The sequence below is a fragment of the Nocardia sp. NPDC058176 genome (assembly GCF_042883805.1).
Lineage (GTDB): Bacteria > Actinomycetota > Actinomycetes > Mycobacteriales > Mycobacteriaceae > Nocardia.
This window is the reverse complement of the sequence record NZ_JBHVVA010000011.1, coordinates 31,048-46,085: the sequence shown is the minus strand read 5'-3', so window position 1 is coordinate 46,085 and position 15,038 is coordinate 31,048. Positions and strand designations below refer to the sequence as shown.

Genomic DNA, 15,038 nt, shown 5'->3' with positions numbered 1-15,038 from the left:
CCGCCGGGCGCCAGCCCGCGGGCCCGCGCGGGGACGACCGCGGGCCCGGAGCACATGGCCCTACGGGTGGCTAGCCGGTCGAACCCGGCGCGTCCCAGAACGTCATCTGCGTTGGGGCCTCGGGCAATCCGGTGCTCGACGGGCGCTGATCGTGGCGGGCGTCCAGCTCGACCGTCGGCCCGGCGGTGATGATTCCGGCGGCGGCGTCGGCCGCGCGCTGGGCGTCCTCGGCGGCCTCGACCGCCTTCACCTGGGCCCAGTACCGGCGATTGCAGGCCACCGTCCACCGGCACACGACCGCGGCACCGTACTTACCGAGTGAGCTGGCGTAACTGCCGCGTTGTTCCCACTCTTCTAGGTCGCGCTGGAACTGGGGGATGAAGTCGCGGGTTCCTTTGCGCCCGCAGCGATTGCACTTGTGGCACCAGAACGTCGGATCCCAGGTGCTGTTCTTGCCCTGGCCGGGCACACGCCGCGCCATCACCGGACCTCGCCATCGCGGCCGGGTGCCGGGCGGTCGCGGTAGGTGGTCGGCTCGGGCAAGGTATCGCACAGACACCAGCCCGAGCAGGGCAAGCACGAGCAATCGTGAATACAAGCGCCGCAAGTGATCTCGTCACACAACCGGCGGGCGTCGCGCAGGTTGCGGCGCATCGGCTCGATGTGGATGCGATATCCGGCCAGCGCGTGGATACGGCCGTCCTCGGCGATCCGCCACGAGGGCTTGGGGTGCCAGTGCGGATTCGACGTCACCGGGCCCGGCTCGTCGTCGCGCCGCGACGGCGCGGCGGTGGCGGGCGTTGGGTCGGGCGGCGGGCTGGCGATCATCGGCGCGGTCTCCCTTCTCGACGGTCAGCGGGTGGACAGGCGGGCCAGCGAGTGGCGCAACCAGGTCGGCAGTTGTTCACCGGCTGCGGCGCGGTGCAGCGTGGCCAGGGTGTGGCGGGCTTTGCTGAGTTCGGCGACCTTGCGATTGATCGCGTGCTCGGTGTCGGTGATGACGCGCTCGGCACCCTTGATCCGGGCTTTCGCTGCCTCGACACAGTGGGCGTGGTGCAGCTCGTGCAGGTCCGCACGGGCCAGGTAGTCGGCGGTGATCGCGCCGATGGTCGCGCTGGCGCGCCGTTTGACCGCGCCCGTGGCGACTCGGCTTCCATCCCCGGCAGCGGGTTCGCGGCACAGCAACAGCGGGTTGTCGGTGATGGCGGCCAGCCGGTGAACCGACACCCGCGCCCCAGCGATGAGGGTGACCCGGTGCACGACCGGACGCGCGAGCAGCAGTTCCCACGCTGGATGTAGGGCGGCGAGGGCACCGTCACAACCGAAGATCACTTCGGCGCCCTCGCCCGGCTCGGATTCGAGCGGGTCGAGGGGGCGCAGCGTGAACGCACCGTGCAGGTGCGGCGCGCGCACGTGGTAGACGACATCGATGCCGACCCTGGTGATCGTGGCGCGGGCGCGCCCGAACTCGGCGCCCAGGTCGAACGTGCGGATATCGAGGCTCATCGGGTGTACTCCTGCCGGATTCCGCCGTGAGGGCGGTGGCTGCTGGTCCATGCGCGCTGCGCCATGAACTCGGTGTCGGTGACCGTCGAGGTGGCCAGGGCGGGATTGACGGTGCTGGGCACGGTCGTGCGGGCGGTGACGTGGCGCTCACCGCACCGGCACAGCAGCACGGTGTGACCGACGCGGCCGACCCCGTCCAGATCGGTGGGGTGCAACGCGGACTCGGGGTGGCGGATCAGGTGGCGCAGCACCTGCGAACGCAACCGGGCCCGATTGAGGTATCCGGTGATCTCGATCCCGGAGATCGCCTCGGCACGCGCCCATTCGGCACGGTCGGGCCGCTCGGTCGGCGAACCGGGGAACTCGTGAGCGACGATCGCGCGCAGAGCGGGAATGTAGTGTGCAGCAGTCATTTTCAGTCCTGAGTGAGCGCGCGGGCACGGTGGGTGTGGTCGGGGTCGTCGAACTCCCAATCGCCGTGCTCGGCGCAGTAGGCGGTCGAGAGAAACCGCCGCATTCCCCTGCGTTCCATGTCGATCCAGCGGGTCGCGGGTTGCCCGCAACTCATACAGCCGATCCGGCCGTCCTCGCGTGTGCGGTAGTGGGTCGCGCTGCTGGCGGTGCTGCCCTTGCCCATCGGTGTCTCCTCGAAGTCCGACCGTTCTTTCTGCCTTCTGGCAAGGGAGAGACCGACCGGCACAGGGCCGCGGAGTGCATACCCGTGAGCGGAGAAGTTTCCGGCGCGGCCGCCGCAGGCGCGCCTTGCTCGGAGCCGGAAAGTTGTTCGCGCCCGCCAGGGCCCAGCGCAGCGCCGTCACGGGTTGCGCGCAGCGGACCGCCGGTCACGCTCGGACGGCCAGAAGGCAGAAAACCCGCAGGGAAACCAGGCGCAGCATCCGGCTCGCCCGGATTCCGCCGGCCCCGCCGACGGCGGATGGTCTGGCGCGAACTCGGTGAGCTCCTGGGCGCGCAGCGCCGCGGTGAGCGTGGCCACGAACGGCAGTGAGTTCCGATTCCGCCCCTGCGGCCGGGCCGGGTGGATGCCCGGTCCGGCCTCTGGCTCAGGGTTTGGTGCCCTCGTCGCGGTGCTGCTCGAGGTAGTGGGTCAACGACGCGACCGCGCGGATGCTCGGCCACGGCTCACCCTCGTAGGGCCAGCACTCGGTATTGATGCCGAGGTTTTCCCACAGTTCGTGGGCATCGGCGACGAGCTGCTCGACCGGCACGTCGACCCCGTTGACCCACTCGCACAACTTCGGACAGAAATGCTCGCTGGCCCAGCCCGTCGCGATGATCACCGCCTCCTCGCGGCTGAACGGCGGCCGCCATTCCTCGGCCGCCCACAACCGCAGCGCGATGCGTGCGTAGTCGTCGACGAGGAACGTTCGTCGTTTGCCGGTGTCCTCGTCGACCACGGTCACACCGATTTCGGTGTCGGTGTGGCCGTGAGCCGCCAGCGCCAGATGCCCGGCCTCGAGCGGGCTGTCCCCGTCGACATGACGGACTTCGGTTTCGATGTGACTGCCCTCGATCGACCAGGTCACGGTGTATGTGGGCATAGGTGTCCTCCAGATGGTGTGAGAGCTCGGGGAACCCGACGCACCGGGGCGACGGGTTGACCGGATCGCGGTGTCGGGCGGTGGTGCTGGACTACAGATCAGCCTTATCGGCGAACCGGGCGGCGGCGCAGGTTCCGCTTCCCGCCGGGCGCGCACAGGTGTCCGGGCCCGGCGTTCGCTGATCTACTTGTTGCTCGGGGTCTCGGTGGTGTCGCTCCCGGCGATGATCTGGGCGACGATCCGCTGTTCGTCGGTGGTGAGCTGGCGAACTCGCGGATCGGTGCTCTCGCCCAGGTACCAGGCGCGGTTGTCCTCCCAGGTCCGGCGTTCGGTGCTGTCTTCGATGGCGGCGCGGGCGGCCTTGCGGGTGGTCCTGCGGGCAATCGTCGCGCCGCGGTGGTCCACGACGGCCCATCGCCGGGTATCACGACGCACCACGGTCCATTCACTCGGCGGGTGCAGCAGGTGTTCGCGGGCCGCGGCCTCAAAGGCCTGCATCCACGGGGGCGGGGCGGTCACGTGTTCGGTCGGTGACATGGGGTTCTCCTGAATTCGGTGTGAGATTCGGCCGGACAGCTCGGTGGGGGGAGCTGGCTACAGGTCCGCTTCGGCGGCGGCGCGCACGTCGGCGCAGGTGCCGCAGTAGCCCTCCCAGCCCTCGCCGTCGTCGAGCAGGTTCAGGCAGTCCTCGGTGGCGCAGTACTGCTTTTCGCACAGCGCCTCGAGCTCGGGGACCGGGCCGTCGCCGGGGCGGGCGGTCCCGTCGGTGAGGGTGCCGTCGTCGTCGACCACGCACACCGTGGTCCAGACCTTGCGATAGGAAAGCGACAACAGGTCGGTGGGCAAGGGCAGGGCCCGCCCGGCGCTGAGCGCGACTCGGCCCCCGCGCGGTTCGAGCTCTTGGCCGTAGTCGTCGTGGTCGAGCATCTTGCGTGCGGCGGCTTCACTCGGCGCGGTGATCTCGACGGTCACCACGGCGTAGAGGTCAAGGGTGTAGCGGGGCATCGGGATTCCTCGGGTTCGGGCCCGGTGGCCGCCGGGAGCGCAGGACTCGACCGGCGGCCACCGGGGGACAGGGGCGGAACTGTCAGGCGGCGTGGGCGTGGTTCCACAGCTGCGGGCGAACACCGTGGCTGGCAGCGGCATCGAGCCCGACAGCGGCGTCGACGGCCTCCGCGAGCAGCTCGGCGTGGCGGTCGACGTAGGTCGCGGTGGCCTGGGCGTCGTTCTCGTTGGCCGGGTTCGCGTGGTAGTCGGCCGCTTCCTGTTCGATCTCGCGCAACGTCTCACGGAACTGGGCGAGCAGCTGGTCGGGATCACCGGCGGCGTTCGTGGTGTCGTCGAGGTGGGCCACCAGCGTGTAGCCGTAGTGTTCGGCGAGCATGTCGAGCAGCTCGCGCGCGGTCGGAATCGGCACCGCACCGGCCCGGTCGAGTTCGGCGCGCCCCTCCGCGCTGCGGCAGACCTGGCACATGCGCCGGTTGCCGTAGGTGCACTCGATCTCGTCGAGCCCGTCGAGGGGATACCCGTCGAGACTGGCCGAGTCCAGCCGCCAGGTGTTCTCACCGGGCCCGAGGGAGAAGTAGATTTTGCCGTGGTCCTCGAGCCGGTGTTCGTCCTCGTCCACCACAGCGGGTTGCGGCTCCGGCGGTGTCCCAGCGGGTTCGGGAGCGGCGATGGATGCCCAGGTGTCGCCGTAGGTGGCGATGTCGGCCTCGATCGCGGCCTCGGCTTGGGCGCGGGTGTCGTGGCGGGTGAACCCGCCGAACTGGTTGGTCGAGTACCAGTAGCCGAACCGCTCCTCGATGTGCCAAATGCGTGGTGCGCGATACTCGTTCGCCATCGTGTCTCCCTGCGTGATGTTGAGGCGATAGCCGCTGCTCTTGGCGTGGCGACCACTCGCTGTGCCCTTCTGGCAGGGAGAGAGACGACCGGTGCAGGCCCGCGGAGTGCACACCCCTGGGGGCCGGTGTTTTCGCCCGCGGCCGCCGCAGGTGGCCAGGCTCGAAAGGGGCGAAAACACTGGTCCGCCCATCGGGCCGTCAGCCAGGGGTTGCGCGCAGCGGGCCACCGGTCAAGATCGGAAGGCCAGAAGGCACAGCACCCCCGAAGGGGTAGACCAGCATCCGGCGCGCCAGCGCGGATTCGATCTCCATCCGCCGGCGGCGGAACACCGGCACGAGCCGACAGGCGAGTCCCGCAGCGCCCGACCGCGCGGAGGGCCGGCCACCGTGGTGGCCCACCCCCGTGCCCGGCCGAGATGTCGTGCGGGACCCGCCGGGCCCGCTGCTCACCGGGCGTTGAGCAGCTCGACCGGGTTGCCCTCAAGCGGTCCTCCGGTGGCGATCACCTGCAAGGTGGCCAGCCGGGACAGGACCCGGCGGCGCGCGGCCTGGCCCTCGCGCAGGCGCTGGCCGATCATCTCCAGCTCACCCTCGGCCTCCTCGATCGCGGCCAGGGCCTCACCGGCGCATGCCCGCCGGTGCAGCTCGGCCAGGTCGGGCCGGGCGAAGTAGTCGGCCAGGATCGCCGCGACCACCGCGCGGGTCTTGGCGGTCGCACCCGCCGGGGCGGTGTCGCGGCCGTAGTGGTTGTTCGCCCCGCGCATCGGGTTCAGCTTGTCGCTGGTGGCCAGCCTCGGCACCGCGTCGACGGTGACCAGGTTGCTGCCGAGCAGGACGACCCCGTTGACCTCGGGACGCTCGGTCCACAGCGCGGGCGCCCGGTCGCTCACGAGGCCGTAGGACACGCGGACCTCGATGATCGAGGGCGCTTCGAGCGCGCGGTGCGGGCGGACGGTGAACGCGCCCGTGACACGCGGCCCCGCGACCCGGTACACCACGGCGTCGCTGCTGTGGTGTTCGGCGCGGGCGGTCACGGTCCCGATGCCGGGCAGGTCGACAGCGAGGTTCGTGGCGGCGGTGGGTTCGGTGTCGGTCATCGTGAGCCTCCTGAGCGTGGGGAATGGGGTTGTGGTGCTGCGCTAGTCGGTTTCGGGCAGCTCGAGAACGAGGGCGGTTGCGTTGTCGGCGCCGCGCCCGGCGTCGCGTACTGCCCACTCGGTCAGCCAGGTCGCGGCCTGCTTCGGGCTCTCGGCGTGCAGGAGTACCTCGCGGATGTATGCGGCGCTCATGACGTCGTGTATGCCGTCGCTGGTGAGAACGACGTGGCGCGGCCGGTGCGCGCTGTTCGCCCCGGGGTGCCAGTGGGCGTTCTCGGGTTCTCCGCGCACGAGCGATCGGGTCAGCCTGGTGGGATCCCAGGGTTCGTTGTGGTCGGAGGTGAGCTGAATCAGGCGCCCGTCACGCAGGTGCACCCACGCCCGGCAGTCACCGATCCAGCCGACATGGATTTCCCCGGTCGCGGCCTCGGCGGTGGCCACGACGATGGTCGTGTTCGGATACGAGCCGTCGAGGTCACCGAACTCGTGGTCGTAGAACACATCCGAGATCTCGCTGGTGGCGTGCGCGCCGTGCAGGGTCATCGTGATGCGGGCCAGCTCGATCACGTGGGCGGGATCGTCCTGGTACTCCGGGCGCGCACCGAAGGCGACCGCTGCCCGCGCGGCCGCCTCGGCGATCACTTCCGAGCGGGCCACCGAACCGACACCGTCCGCCACGGTGGCCACGACGTACCCGTTGTCGGTGATGCGCCAGTCGTGGGCGTCCTGCTGCACGTCTCGGCCCCCGATCAGGCTCGCCGCGGCGACCAAGATGGTGGCACCGGCGCTCGCGGTGTCGGCGGTCTCGGTGTGGGTGGCGTTCATGCGGTCCTCCTGAGAGTCTCTGGAATCGGTTGCGGTCCAACGGAAGTTGTGACGGTGGGTCAGTCGCGTAGTGGCGCGGTGACCGTGAACGGGGTCTCTTCGCTGCGGGTGCCGTCGTCCCACGCGATCAGCCAGCTGCCCGTCTCGGTGACGGCGTCGACGACACCGGTCCGGTCCTCGAAGTGCGTGTGTCGCACTCGGCCACCGGCGGCGCGGACATTGGCGACGGTGTTGCTGATCAGCCAGCGCGCCTGACCGTCGATCAGGCCGTACTCGTTGAGCGCGTAGTGCGGGTAGGTCTGCCACTGGGCCTCGGTGACGGCCACGCGAACCTCCTTGTCGCGAATCGGGTGATCGGCTGTGTGACAACGGTTTTCAGTCGGTCGGCAACTCCTCGTAGCCGTTTTCGGCGTCGAAGATCGCCGTGACCTCCCCGCCGCACGCGCGGGCGAGCTGCTCGGCCTGGACGTAGACCTGTTCCTCGGTGCCGAAGAAGTTGGTGCGGACCTCGATGCGGTACTCGTGGCTCATCAGCGGCCCACGTTCACCGGCGTGAGAAAGGGGCCGGTCTCGAGGTGCCAGTGCTTGCCGAGCCAATCCGGATGGGTCTTCTTCCACGCGGCCACGGTGGAATCGGCCAGAGTGGCAACGGTTCCGGCGTAGTCGTGGACCTTCTTGGCCCGGTAAGTGGCGCGGTCGATCGTGGTGACAGCCATCGCGGGGTCCTGTCTGCTCGTGGCCGACCCGGTGGTGGAGCCGACCGTTGTTTTGCCCTTCTGGCAGGGAAGAGATCGACCGGCATCAGGGCCGCGGAATGCACACCCCTGGGACGGGAAATTTCCGGCGCGGCCGCCGCAGGCGCGCCTTGCTCGAGGCCGGAAAGTTGTCGTCGTCCCACCGGGGCCGAAGCCAGGGGTTGCGTGCAGCGGACCGCCGGTCACACTCGACAGGCCAGAAGGAAAAACATGCTCTGAACAGGGCTGCATCCGGGCTGTGCCCGGATTCGAGGGAGCCGCAGGCGACGGGAACAACCTGCGGCGAGCAGTGCGAGCTCGATACCGGCGAAGGTCGAGCACACCCGCGCCGAGCGGGCGTTCCACCGCGGCGAGCCGGTGTGTTCGGCGCGCCGCGCCGGATCGGGGTGTGACCGGCTGTGCCGGTGTCGATGTGGCGCCGCCCGCCAGGTAGCGGCGGCTACCGGGGGAGCGCGAGCCGCCGGCGAGCTCCGGTCCGGCTGGGGCACGGGCGCCCTTCGGTCAGGGTGCGCCCGTGCCGGGGTTACCAGGTCAGCGTGTAGCGCCCGCGCTCAGAGCAAGGCCAGCTGCTCGGCCGGTCCGGTCGGGCACACAGCGGCGGCCTCCAGAGCGCGCGGCGCAGGCTCGGGCTCGGCGAAGCGGCAGTGGACGGGCTCGCCGTTGTGCTGGCCGCAGCAGATGATTCGCTTCTCAGCAATGCGGTCCTCGCGGCGGATACGGCGACGGACTTCGGCCTCGTGCTCGTCGATCTGAGACCCTGCGATCGCCTCGTAGTGGGCGAGGTCGGGGACCTGGCCCTCGGGGTCGATCTCGGGCAATCCGGCAGCCCTCCACATACGGAAATACAGACCGGCGGCGGCGGTGGTGAGTGGCGCTACCAGGCTGGTCTCCCGCATCACCATCAGAACCTCGATAGCGGTTCCGGCGCGGGTATCGCTGCCGGTGGCGACCCGGTCGAGAATCTCGCGGCAGTGCGCGCGGTACACGGGCTCCCGAGCCATGAGGTCGTTGGTGGGCCGCAACAGCGGGAAGCTGTGCCAGATCTCATCGGCGCGCTCGGGGTGACGTGCCTGGGCGGCGGCGATCTCCTCTTCGCACCAGCTCATCTGCTCGAAGATCGGGCCGAGCATCTCGGTGACCTCGCCGAAGATCGACTCGACGGTCTGCTCGATCACATGGGTTGTCTCGGTCATAGCGATCGCACTCCTCACCGGGGAACGGGACCTCTCGGTCCGCCCGTTGTTTTGCCCTTCTGGCAGCGAGGAGTCCGACCGGCGCCAGGACCGCGGAGTGCACACCCCACCGGGCGCGAAATTTCTGGTGCGAACGGCAGTGAGCGCGCTGTCCAGAAATTCGCGAGCCGAAGGCCACCCGTGAGGTGCCTGGGGTTGCGCGCAACGGGCCGCCGGTCACACTCGATAGGCCAGAAGGAAAACATGCTCTGAACAGGGACTGCATCCGGGCTGTTGCCCGGATTCGAGGGAGCCGACGGCGACGAAGAATGATCCGGCGAGCACCGCGAGCTCGATACCGAGGGCAGGGGTGCACGCCCGCGACGAGCAGGCGTTCCACCGCGGTGGGCCGGCGCTTTCCGGCCCACCGCGCCGAGTCGGGGTTGTGGCCGGCGTGGCCGGTCTCGACGTGGATCCGCCGGCGGCGGGAAGCACCGCACGAGCCAACCGGCGAGTTCCGGTTCCACGCCCGGCCACGGGCGCCGCCCCGACGGGAGACGCCCGTGGTGAACCGGGTTACCAGGTGAGCGTGTAGCGCCCGGCGTCGTCGCCGTGGATGTGAATGTGGGAGGTGTCGGGCAGATCGAAACGTGAGGCGGCCGCGTCGAGTACATCCGACGCGGTGTAGCCCCAGATGTCGACATCGGGACCGGTGACCTGGGCGATCACCGTGCGCGGCGCGGGTGCGTGCGCGGTACCCGAGCACAGCAGGGCGACGTACCGGGCACCGGCGTTCATGCTCGCCCAGTCCGAGGGGTGCTGGTTGTCGGCGCACTCGCGGAACCGCGCGTTGACCGCGACGGCGATTACCTCGGCCGCGACGATGCTCTCGACCCCTGGTGCGGGCAGGCGGGCATCGAGGTGGCGGCGCACGTCGGCACGCAGCTGCGCCAGGGTGGCCCACTCCCGCACGCCCTGGCCGCCGCGAGTGTTGGAGGCATGGAGGTCGATGATCGCGGCAGCGGCGGCGTACTCGCCCTCGTGCGGCTGCTGGTCACCCGGACCGGGTAGCAGGCTCTCGGCGAGGTGGACGGCGGTCATCAGCGGCTCGGAGATGGTGTTCACGGTCGGGCTCCTCGTGGTCGGGGTCGGCGGGGTGCTCAGGACAGGTGTCGGAGCACGTTGGTGGGGGAGTCGGGCAGCTCGGCGTCGCTGGCGATCAGTTCCAGGGCCGCGACGTAGGCGCGCGCGTCGTCGCGGTCCTTCTCGGCGGCCGCGATGGTCCGGGTGTAGTCGTCGACGATGTCGCGGCGGCCGGGGAGCAACTCCTGGGCGGCCCTGCGGGCAGCACGCCGCCACATCTCTGCCAGGTCGTCACGGGCGGCGAAGTCGCGCACCACGAACTCCAGCACCGCCGTGGTCCTGATCCGGGTCGCGCTCGGCACGGTCTCGGTGTGGCCGTAGCAGCCGCTCCGGCGAACCTCGACAGTGAAACCGTCCGCGTCGCGCGCGGTGTCGGACAGTACGACCGGGTTCGATGAACTGACGAGTTCGATGCCGTTGACGGTCAGCCGGTCCGCCCAGTAGCGCGGATAGGTGTCGTCGCCGGGGTCGATGCCGTAGCCGATGAACGCCGTGGTTGGCGCGTCGGAGTAGAGGGCGTAGCCGATGCTCATGCTGACCGAGCCTTTGATCCGGTGCCCGCGCAAGCTGTAGACGACGACCCCGGCCGGTGAGGCAGGGGAGATCTCGGCGCGCACCTGGCCGACGCCGGGAACCGTGAACTCCCGCGAGACGGGGGTGTCGATGATGGTTGTCTCGGTCATGCGGTGAGGACTCCTTCGTACCGGGGAACGGACCCTCGGCCCGCCCGTTCTTTTGCCCTTCTGGCAGAGAGGAGTTCGACCGGTATGAGCGCCGCGGAGTGCATACCCCGGTCGGTGCGAAATTTCCGCGCGAACGCCGTGAGCACGGGTGCGGAGAATTTCGTGAGCCGCCGGCCACCGCCAGGTGCGAACCGGGGTTGCGCGCAGCGGCGCGCCGGTCATACTCGACAGCCAGAAGGGAAAAGCACTCCTGCGCAGCAGTATTCGGACTCGGCAGCCGGTAGCGGCGGCGCTGCAGGTTTCCGATTCCCCCGCCGGCCGGCGGCGGGAGCATCGGTGCGAGCACCGCGAGCTCGACCGCGGCGGGCAGGCAGTTCTGGCCCGCCGCGTGAGCACGGTCACCGGCGGGTGCCGGTGTCGATCCGGCGCTACGGGCGCGCCCAGGGCGCACCGGCAGGCTGCACGAGCGCAGCGAGTTCCATTCCCTCGGCCGGGTGCGGGCCGGGCCTGATGGCTCCGACCCGCACGGTGGGCAGGGGACTTAGTTCGCTTCGGCGGCCTTGGTGGCTTCGACGGCCATCAGTTCCTCGAGGGTCATCTCTCCCAGCACGTAGGAATCGATGTCATCGAGGGTGTGACCGAGGTCGGCCAGCAGCCGCAGGTACTCACGCAGCCCGGTGGTGTCGCTGGGATAGTGGTACGCGCCGGGGTAGCTGGTGGAGTTGCGCCAGTAGTCCGGGTTCGCCACGCGTGGCTGCATGATCGCTTCCATCGCACCGATGGCCAGCCCGACCAGCACGACACCGGCCCGGTTGTCGGTGGTGTCGTCGTCCAGCTCGCGGGTATCCATCTCGAGCAGCTCGGCGGCGATGGTTTTGGCCGCCGCCTTGTTGAGCATGTCCGGGTTGGCCAGCAATGTCCGCGCCGCCCAGGTCATCGCGCCCTTCGGGACGGTCTTGCGGGCACCGAGGTGCTTGGTGGCCAGGAACGTGCGGCGGCCCTCGGTCGCGGCCCGCGCGGCGGTGTTGCACACCTTCGTGCGGTTGCGCTGCGCGCTTTCGGCTTCGAGGCGTTCGGTCTCGCGGCTTTCGGCCTCGCTCGGATCGGAATCATTTCCGGTCGCGACCGGGTCGGGGAAATGCACCCCGGCGGCGTCCAGGTCGCGGCAGAAGTAGGAGGGAGACCAGTCGATGAACTGCTCGACTCGATCGGGATGCACGAGACCGGCATCGGGTTCGGCGTCGGCCTGGTCCTCGATGTCCCAGTCGATGCGACCGATGTCGATCACTTCCCCGGACTCGATGACCCGCCACCGTTCGGGCCCACGCAGATACACCGCCCACGCACCGGGATCGGTGATCGCCTCGACCGTGGCCTCCTTCCCGTCTGCGGTGACCAGCCGTGACATCGGGATGCAGACATCGCGCTTCTCGTTGAAAGTCGGTTCGCAGTTCAGCATCACGAATCCGGCTTCGGCCCAAGGGGTTCCAGCTTCGGCGCGGGCGGCATCGAACACCCGGCGTTCCCGAATGCGGGCGGCGGTGCCGTCGAACTGGCCGCGATCGGCGGCCAGCAACAGCGCTTCCACGTCGCCGGGGATGTCCTCGAACTCGGTCAGCACCATCGCCTGCTCAAGGGAGAGCTGTCCGGTGAGGTGCAGGTCGCGGGCGGTGTCGGATTTGGCGACCACCCGCACGGCCTTGGCCTCGTCGGTGTTGCTCAGGCCCAGCTTCTTCGATGCCTTGGTGACCGAATAGCCCAGGTTGAGCAGCTGCTCGATGCCGTTGAGCCGCTCCTCGGCGGTGAGGCGTTCGGTGTGCTCGTTGGCGTTGAACTGGGTGATGATCCGCACGGCTTCGGCCTCAGCCTCGGCGAGTTCGCGCGAGGGGTGGATTTCGACCTTCGCCCGCGCCACACCGCGCTTGATCATGCCCAGGGTGCGGCGCTGCCCGTCGACCACCTCGATGACACCGTCTTCGCGCCGATAGGCGATGATCGCGACGGTGTTGCCGTTCTCGGCCAGCGAGTCAAGGAACCCCTTGGGCAGGTTGACCTTTTTGCGGATGTTGTCACCGATGTAGAGGTCGGCCGGGTCGATGTAGTCGATGATCGGGCGATCGGCGGCGGCGAGTTCGGCCAGCGGCGCGGCCTGCTCGGTCACCGTCGCGTCGACGGTCTCGGTCGCGGTGTCGTTCACCGTCTCGGTGCTGGTGCTGGCGGTGGTGTCGATGGTGCTCATGAATGGGTGCCTCTCGGGTTAGAGTTGCCGGTGAGAGGCACCGGGCAGCTAGAGACTGTCCGGTGCCTTTTCGCGTTGGCGAGCAAGGGGATTGGTGAGCGGGCCACGGTGGGCGGGCCACGGGCGCGCGGGGTGGCGGTCAACGCGACTGCGGGGCGAGTCCGATGGTGAAGACGGGTTCGCCGTTGTCGCCGGGCCCGAGGTTGATCACCAGGGCGGTCCTGGTCGGCGGGGTGTCGGGTGCGGTGACGCGGAACAGGGTGTAGGCCAGTGGGCCGGAGTTGGCGCCGTTGGCGATGGCGCGGCGGATCGCGCACAGGGCCATGTAGAGCACGTCCCACAACCGGCCGGTCTCGTCCTGGCTGGCGTCGTCGTGGTCCCAGGCCACCGCATCGGCCCACGCGGCAGCGGTCAGGGCTACGGGGTGTTTGAAACCGGCTTCGGCGGCCAGCTCGCCCGCGTCGCGCAGGGCACCGTCAGCGAGTGCCTCGGCGCGGGTGTGGACGTGGATCGGTTCCCCGAAAATGCTGCTCAGGTCCTGGATTTCAGGCATTGGCGACCTCCCTGGTGAACGTGGCCGCCCGGTTCGTCGCGACCACTGTTTTGCCCTTCTGGCAGGGAGAGATCCGACCGGCACGAGGGCCGCGGAGTGCAACTTCCGGGCCGGGAAGTTTTCGCCCGCGCCCGCCCCGCGGGCCTGCTCGAGAGGCGAAAAGTTCTCGGCGCCCGCCAGGGCCAAGCGCCAGCGCCGCCGGGGGTTGCGTGCAGCGGACCGCCGGTCAGACTCGAAGGCCAGAAGGCAAAATGAACTCCCCGACGGAGTCAACGAACACCGCATCCGGCCGGGGAGGCCGGATTCCGCTGGGACACAGCTGCGCACGGAGCTCGCCGTGCTCGATGCCCTGGGCCGGGTCACCGCCCGGCCGCCCGGTTCGACCGGGCTGGTGGTGCGCCGGCGCGGAAATCTCCGGCCGGGCACCGGCCCACTGTCAGCGTTCGTCGGTGTGGGCGTAGTTGTGTAGGCCGTCGCGGGTCAGCCCGGTGGTGGGCATGATCGTCGGCGCGAGCTGCCAGCGCGCCGGATCACCGGGGTTGGTGGGCGCGTCTGGGTCGGTGGTGGGCAGGGTCAGCCAGGCGAGCAGCTGTTCGTCGCACGCGGCCAGGTTGATCCCGGCCTCGGTACGGACCTCGATGTAGAGGTCGCTGTCGCCGCCGAATCCGGTGTCGTCGATGTAGTCCCACACGCAGACCACCCGGACCCCGAATCGGTCGCTGATCAGGCCGAACGTGTCGTTGACCTGCTCGGGGGTGTAGCCCTGGTGCATCGATGCGCGCAGTCGATCGGGCAGCTGTCGCGGGCTCGACCGCAGCGGTTCTCGGCACTCGGCGATCGTGGTGACCAGCTTGGTGATCACCGCCGGCAGCACGGTGGTCCGTAGCAGGGTGCTCAAGCCCGCGAACTCTCGCGGCGACAGGCAGGTTCCCTCGGCCCAGTGCGCGATCTGTTCGGCGGTGATGACCAGCCGATCCGGCAACGCCGGGGCGAAGGTGTGGTGTCGGGCGGGGTAGATCCCCGGTGTCGTGCCGGTGCCATATTCGATGCTGGCCAGGGCGCGGTTGGCTTGCTCGCAGACCTGGTCGAGGTAGAAGGAGACGATGCTGACCATGTCGAATCGCGACGGGACCTGATCGGCGTCGGCGTCGTGTAGCTCCAGTTCGGTCCAGCCGGTCGACAATCCGGTCGCCGCGCCGTTGTGTCCGGCGCTGCGTACGAGGATGTAGAAGCCGGGCCCGGCGTCGTCGTCCTCACCGAAGACCACCAGGTCGATCCAGCGATCCCCGTCGAGCACGCCGAGGTCCATGGCGTCTTCCACCAGCGCGGCCAGTCGCGATCCGGGGCGTTCGTCGTCGACCGAGGGAAGATCGGGGAAGCGGCCGGTGTTCTCGTCGAGCGTTCTGCTGACCCATCGGACCAGGGCGTCGTCGTCGATGCGGAACGGCGCCGGTGCGAGCGGGCTGACGATGCGGAACGTGGGAACGACCGGTGTCCCGGCTCCGGCTTGGGTGGTGATGTCGTGCTTGGTCATGGATGCTCCTCGCCGATCGTGGTTGATGCCTGCTGGCAGAGGAGATTTCGACCGGGCCAGCGTGACGGCGCGCCACACCCCGGCCCCGCTCTTGGCCGCCCGTGGGTGGCCGGGCCGGGGTTGCGCGC

At 69.6% G+C, this 15,038-nt stretch carries 20 protein-coding genes; all 20 read right to left on the bottom strand.

Annotated features, from left to right (window positions below; translation table 11 throughout):
• Positions 1-70: 70 nt before the first annotated feature.
• The 20 genes from ACFVVM_RS32640 to ACFVVM_RS32545 all read right to left on the bottom strand — a co-directional run bounded on the left by ACFVVM_RS32640 (position 71) and on the right by ACFVVM_RS32545 (position 14,910).
• Positions 71-481 carry a hypothetical protein gene (locus tag ACFVVM_RS32640; RefSeq protein WP_387626210.1) on the bottom strand — a complete coding sequence of 137 codons (411 nt, stop codon included), beginning with the start codon at positions 479-481 and terminating at the stop codon, positions 71-73.
• Complete coding sequence (locus ACFVVM_RS32635; protein ID WP_387626208.1) at positions 481-828, bottom strand: hypothetical protein; 348 nt, start codon at positions 826-828, stop codon at positions 481-483. Before ACFVVM_RS32635 ends, ACFVVM_RS32640 begins: the two co-directional genes overlap by 1 nt.
• Positions 829-852: 24 nt before the next feature.
• Positions 853-1,506, bottom strand: a complete 654-nt coding sequence (locus ACFVVM_RS32630) for a hypothetical protein (RefSeq protein ID WP_387626206.1) — start codon at positions 1,504-1,506, stop codon at positions 853-855.
• The gene (locus ACFVVM_RS32625; protein ID WP_387626203.1) at positions 1,503-1,919 is read right to left on the bottom strand and encodes a hypothetical protein; all 417 of its coding nucleotides are present in this window, start codon (positions 1,917-1,919) and stop codon (positions 1,503-1,505) included. Before ACFVVM_RS32625 ends, ACFVVM_RS32630 begins: the two co-directional genes overlap by 4 nt.
• A 2-nt stretch (positions 1,920-1,921) precedes the next feature.
• Positions 1,922-2,143, bottom strand: coding sequence for a hypothetical protein (locus tag ACFVVM_RS32620; RefSeq protein ID WP_387626201.1), 222 nt, complete (start codon positions 2,141-2,143; stop codon positions 1,922-1,924).
• A 424-nt stretch (positions 2,144-2,567) separates the two neighbouring features.
• The gene (locus ACFVVM_RS32615; protein ID WP_387626199.1) at positions 2,568-3,065 is read right to left on the bottom strand and encodes a hypothetical protein; all 498 of its coding nucleotides are present in this window, start codon (positions 3,063-3,065) and stop codon (positions 2,568-2,570) included.
• A gap of 183 nt (positions 3,066-3,248) precedes the next feature.
• The gene (locus ACFVVM_RS32610; protein ID WP_387626197.1) at positions 3,249-3,602 is read right to left on the bottom strand and encodes a hypothetical protein; all 354 of its coding nucleotides are present in this window, start codon (positions 3,600-3,602) and stop codon (positions 3,249-3,251) included.
• A gap of 57 nt (positions 3,603-3,659) precedes the next feature.
• Positions 3,660-4,070, bottom strand: a complete 411-nt coding sequence (locus ACFVVM_RS32605) for a hypothetical protein (protein WP_387626195.1) — start codon at positions 4,068-4,070, stop codon at positions 3,660-3,662.
• Positions 4,071-4,152: 82 nt separating this feature from the next.
• Positions 4,153-4,908 (bottom strand): hypothetical protein, encoded by a 756-nt coding sequence (locus ACFVVM_RS32600; RefSeq protein WP_387626193.1) that lies wholly within the window; start codon positions 4,906-4,908, stop codon positions 4,153-4,155.
• A gap of 447 nt (positions 4,909-5,355) precedes the next feature.
• A complete protein-coding gene (locus tag ACFVVM_RS32595; RefSeq protein ID WP_387626191.1) occupies positions 5,356-6,006 on the bottom strand; it encodes a hypothetical protein in 651 nt (216 codons plus the stop codon).
• 42 nt (positions 6,007-6,048) lie between these two features.
• A complete protein-coding gene (locus ACFVVM_RS32590) occupies positions 6,049-6,831 on the bottom strand; it encodes a PP2C family protein-serine/threonine phosphatase (protein WP_387626189.1) in 783 nt (260 codons plus the stop codon).
• A 59-nt stretch (positions 6,832-6,890) separates the two neighbouring features.
• Positions 6,891-7,157 (bottom strand): hypothetical protein, encoded by a 267-nt coding sequence (locus tag ACFVVM_RS32585; RefSeq protein ID WP_387626187.1) that lies wholly within the window; start codon positions 7,155-7,157, stop codon positions 6,891-6,893.
• 49 nt (positions 7,158-7,206) lie between these two features.
• Entirely contained in the window at positions 7,207-7,362 is a 156-nt protein-coding gene (locus tag ACFVVM_RS32580) for a hypothetical protein (RefSeq protein ID WP_387626185.1), read from the bottom strand.
• Positions 7,362-7,547 carry a hypothetical protein gene (locus ACFVVM_RS32575; RefSeq protein ID WP_387626183.1) on the bottom strand — a complete coding sequence of 62 codons (186 nt, stop codon included), beginning with the start codon at positions 7,545-7,547 and terminating at the stop codon, positions 7,362-7,364. The genes ACFVVM_RS32580 and ACFVVM_RS32575 overlap by 1 nt, the downstream gene beginning before the upstream one ends.
• A gap of 590 nt (positions 7,548-8,137) precedes the next feature.
• Positions 8,138-8,779: a hypothetical protein gene (locus ACFVVM_RS32570; protein ID WP_387626181.1), complete on the bottom strand. Its 642-nt coding sequence runs from the start codon at positions 8,777-8,779 to the stop codon at positions 8,138-8,140.
• 555 nt (positions 8,780-9,334) lie between these two features.
• Entirely contained in the window at positions 9,335-9,883 is a 549-nt protein-coding gene (locus ACFVVM_RS32565) for a hypothetical protein (RefSeq protein WP_387626179.1), read from the bottom strand.
• Between the two features lie 35 nt (positions 9,884-9,918).
• Positions 9,919-10,584, bottom strand: coding sequence for a hypothetical protein (locus ACFVVM_RS32560; protein WP_387626177.1), 666 nt, complete (start codon positions 10,582-10,584; stop codon positions 9,919-9,921).
• 541 nt (positions 10,585-11,125) lie between these two features.
• The gene (locus ACFVVM_RS32555) at positions 11,126-12,823 is read right to left on the bottom strand and encodes a hypothetical protein (protein ID WP_387626175.1); all 1,698 of its coding nucleotides are present in this window, start codon (positions 12,821-12,823) and stop codon (positions 11,126-11,128) included.
• A 139-nt stretch (positions 12,824-12,962) separates the two neighbouring features.
• Entirely contained in the window at positions 12,963-13,376 is a 414-nt protein-coding gene (locus ACFVVM_RS32550; protein ID WP_387626173.1) for a DUF6573 family protein, read from the bottom strand.
• A gap of 436 nt (positions 13,377-13,812) precedes the next feature.
• A complete protein-coding gene (locus tag ACFVVM_RS32545) occupies positions 13,813-14,910 on the bottom strand; it encodes a hypothetical protein (protein ID WP_387626171.1) in 1,098 nt (365 codons plus the stop codon).
• Positions 14,911-15,038 lie beyond the last annotated feature (128 nt).

Coding starts and splice junctions, on each gene's coding strand:
- ACFVVM_RS32640 (WP_387626210.1), bottom strand. CDS start 481: ATGGCGCGGCGTGTGCCCGGCCAGGGCAAGAACAGCACCTGGGATCCG.
- ACFVVM_RS32635 (WP_387626208.1), bottom strand. CDS start 828: ATGATCGCCAGCCCGCCGCCCGACCCAACGCCCGCCACCGCCGCGCCG.
- ACFVVM_RS32630 (WP_387626206.1), bottom strand. CDS start 1,506: ATGAGCCTCGATATCCGCACGTTCGACCTGGGCGCCGAGTTCGGGCGC.
- ACFVVM_RS32625 (WP_387626203.1), bottom strand. CDS start 1,919: ATGACTGCTGCACACTACATTCCCGCTCTGCGCGCGATCGTCGCTCAC.
- ACFVVM_RS32620 (WP_387626201.1), bottom strand. CDS start 2,143: ATGGGCAAGGGCAGCACCGCCAGCAGCGCGACCCACTACCGCACACGC.
- ACFVVM_RS32615 (WP_387626199.1), bottom strand. CDS start 3,065: ATGCCCACATACACCGTGACCTGGTCGATCGAGGGCAGTCACATCGAA.
- ACFVVM_RS32610 (WP_387626197.1), bottom strand. CDS start 3,602: ATGTCACCGACCGAACACGTGACCGCCCCGCCCCCGTGGATGCAGGCC.
- ACFVVM_RS32605 (WP_387626195.1), bottom strand. CDS start 4,070: ATGCCCCGCTACACCCTTGACCTCTACGCCGTGGTGACCGTCGAGATC.
- ACFVVM_RS32600 (WP_387626193.1), bottom strand. CDS start 4,908: ATGGCGAACGAGTATCGCGCACCACGCATTTGGCACATCGAGGAGCGG.
- ACFVVM_RS32595 (WP_387626191.1), bottom strand. CDS start 6,006: ATGACCGACACCGAACCCACCGCCGCCACGAACCTCGCTGTCGACCTG.
- ACFVVM_RS32590 (WP_387626189.1), bottom strand. CDS start 6,831: ATGAACGCCACCCACACCGAGACCGCCGACACCGCGAGCGCCGGTGCC.
- ACFVVM_RS32580 (WP_387626185.1), bottom strand. CDS start 7,362: ATGAGCCACGAGTACCGCATCGAGGTCCGCACCAACTTCTTCGGCACC.
- ACFVVM_RS32575 (WP_387626183.1), bottom strand. CDS start 7,547: ATGGCTGTCACCACGATCGACCGCGCCACTTACCGGGCCAAGAAGGTC.
- ACFVVM_RS32570 (WP_387626181.1), bottom strand. CDS start 8,779: ATGACCGAGACAACCCATGTGATCGAGCAGACCGTCGAGTCGATCTTC.
- ACFVVM_RS32560 (WP_387626177.1), bottom strand. CDS start 10,584: ATGACCGAGACAACCATCATCGACACCCCCGTCTCGCGGGAGTTCACG.
- ACFVVM_RS32555 (WP_387626175.1), bottom strand. CDS start 12,823: ATGAGCACCATCGACACCACCGCCAGCACCAGCACCGAGACGGTGAAC.
- ACFVVM_RS32550 (WP_387626173.1), bottom strand. CDS start 13,376: ATGCCTGAAATCCAGGACCTGAGCAGCATTTTCGGGGAACCGATCCAC.
- ACFVVM_RS32545 (WP_387626171.1), bottom strand. CDS start 14,910: ATGACCAAGCACGACATCACCACCCAAGCCGGAGCCGGGACACCGGTC.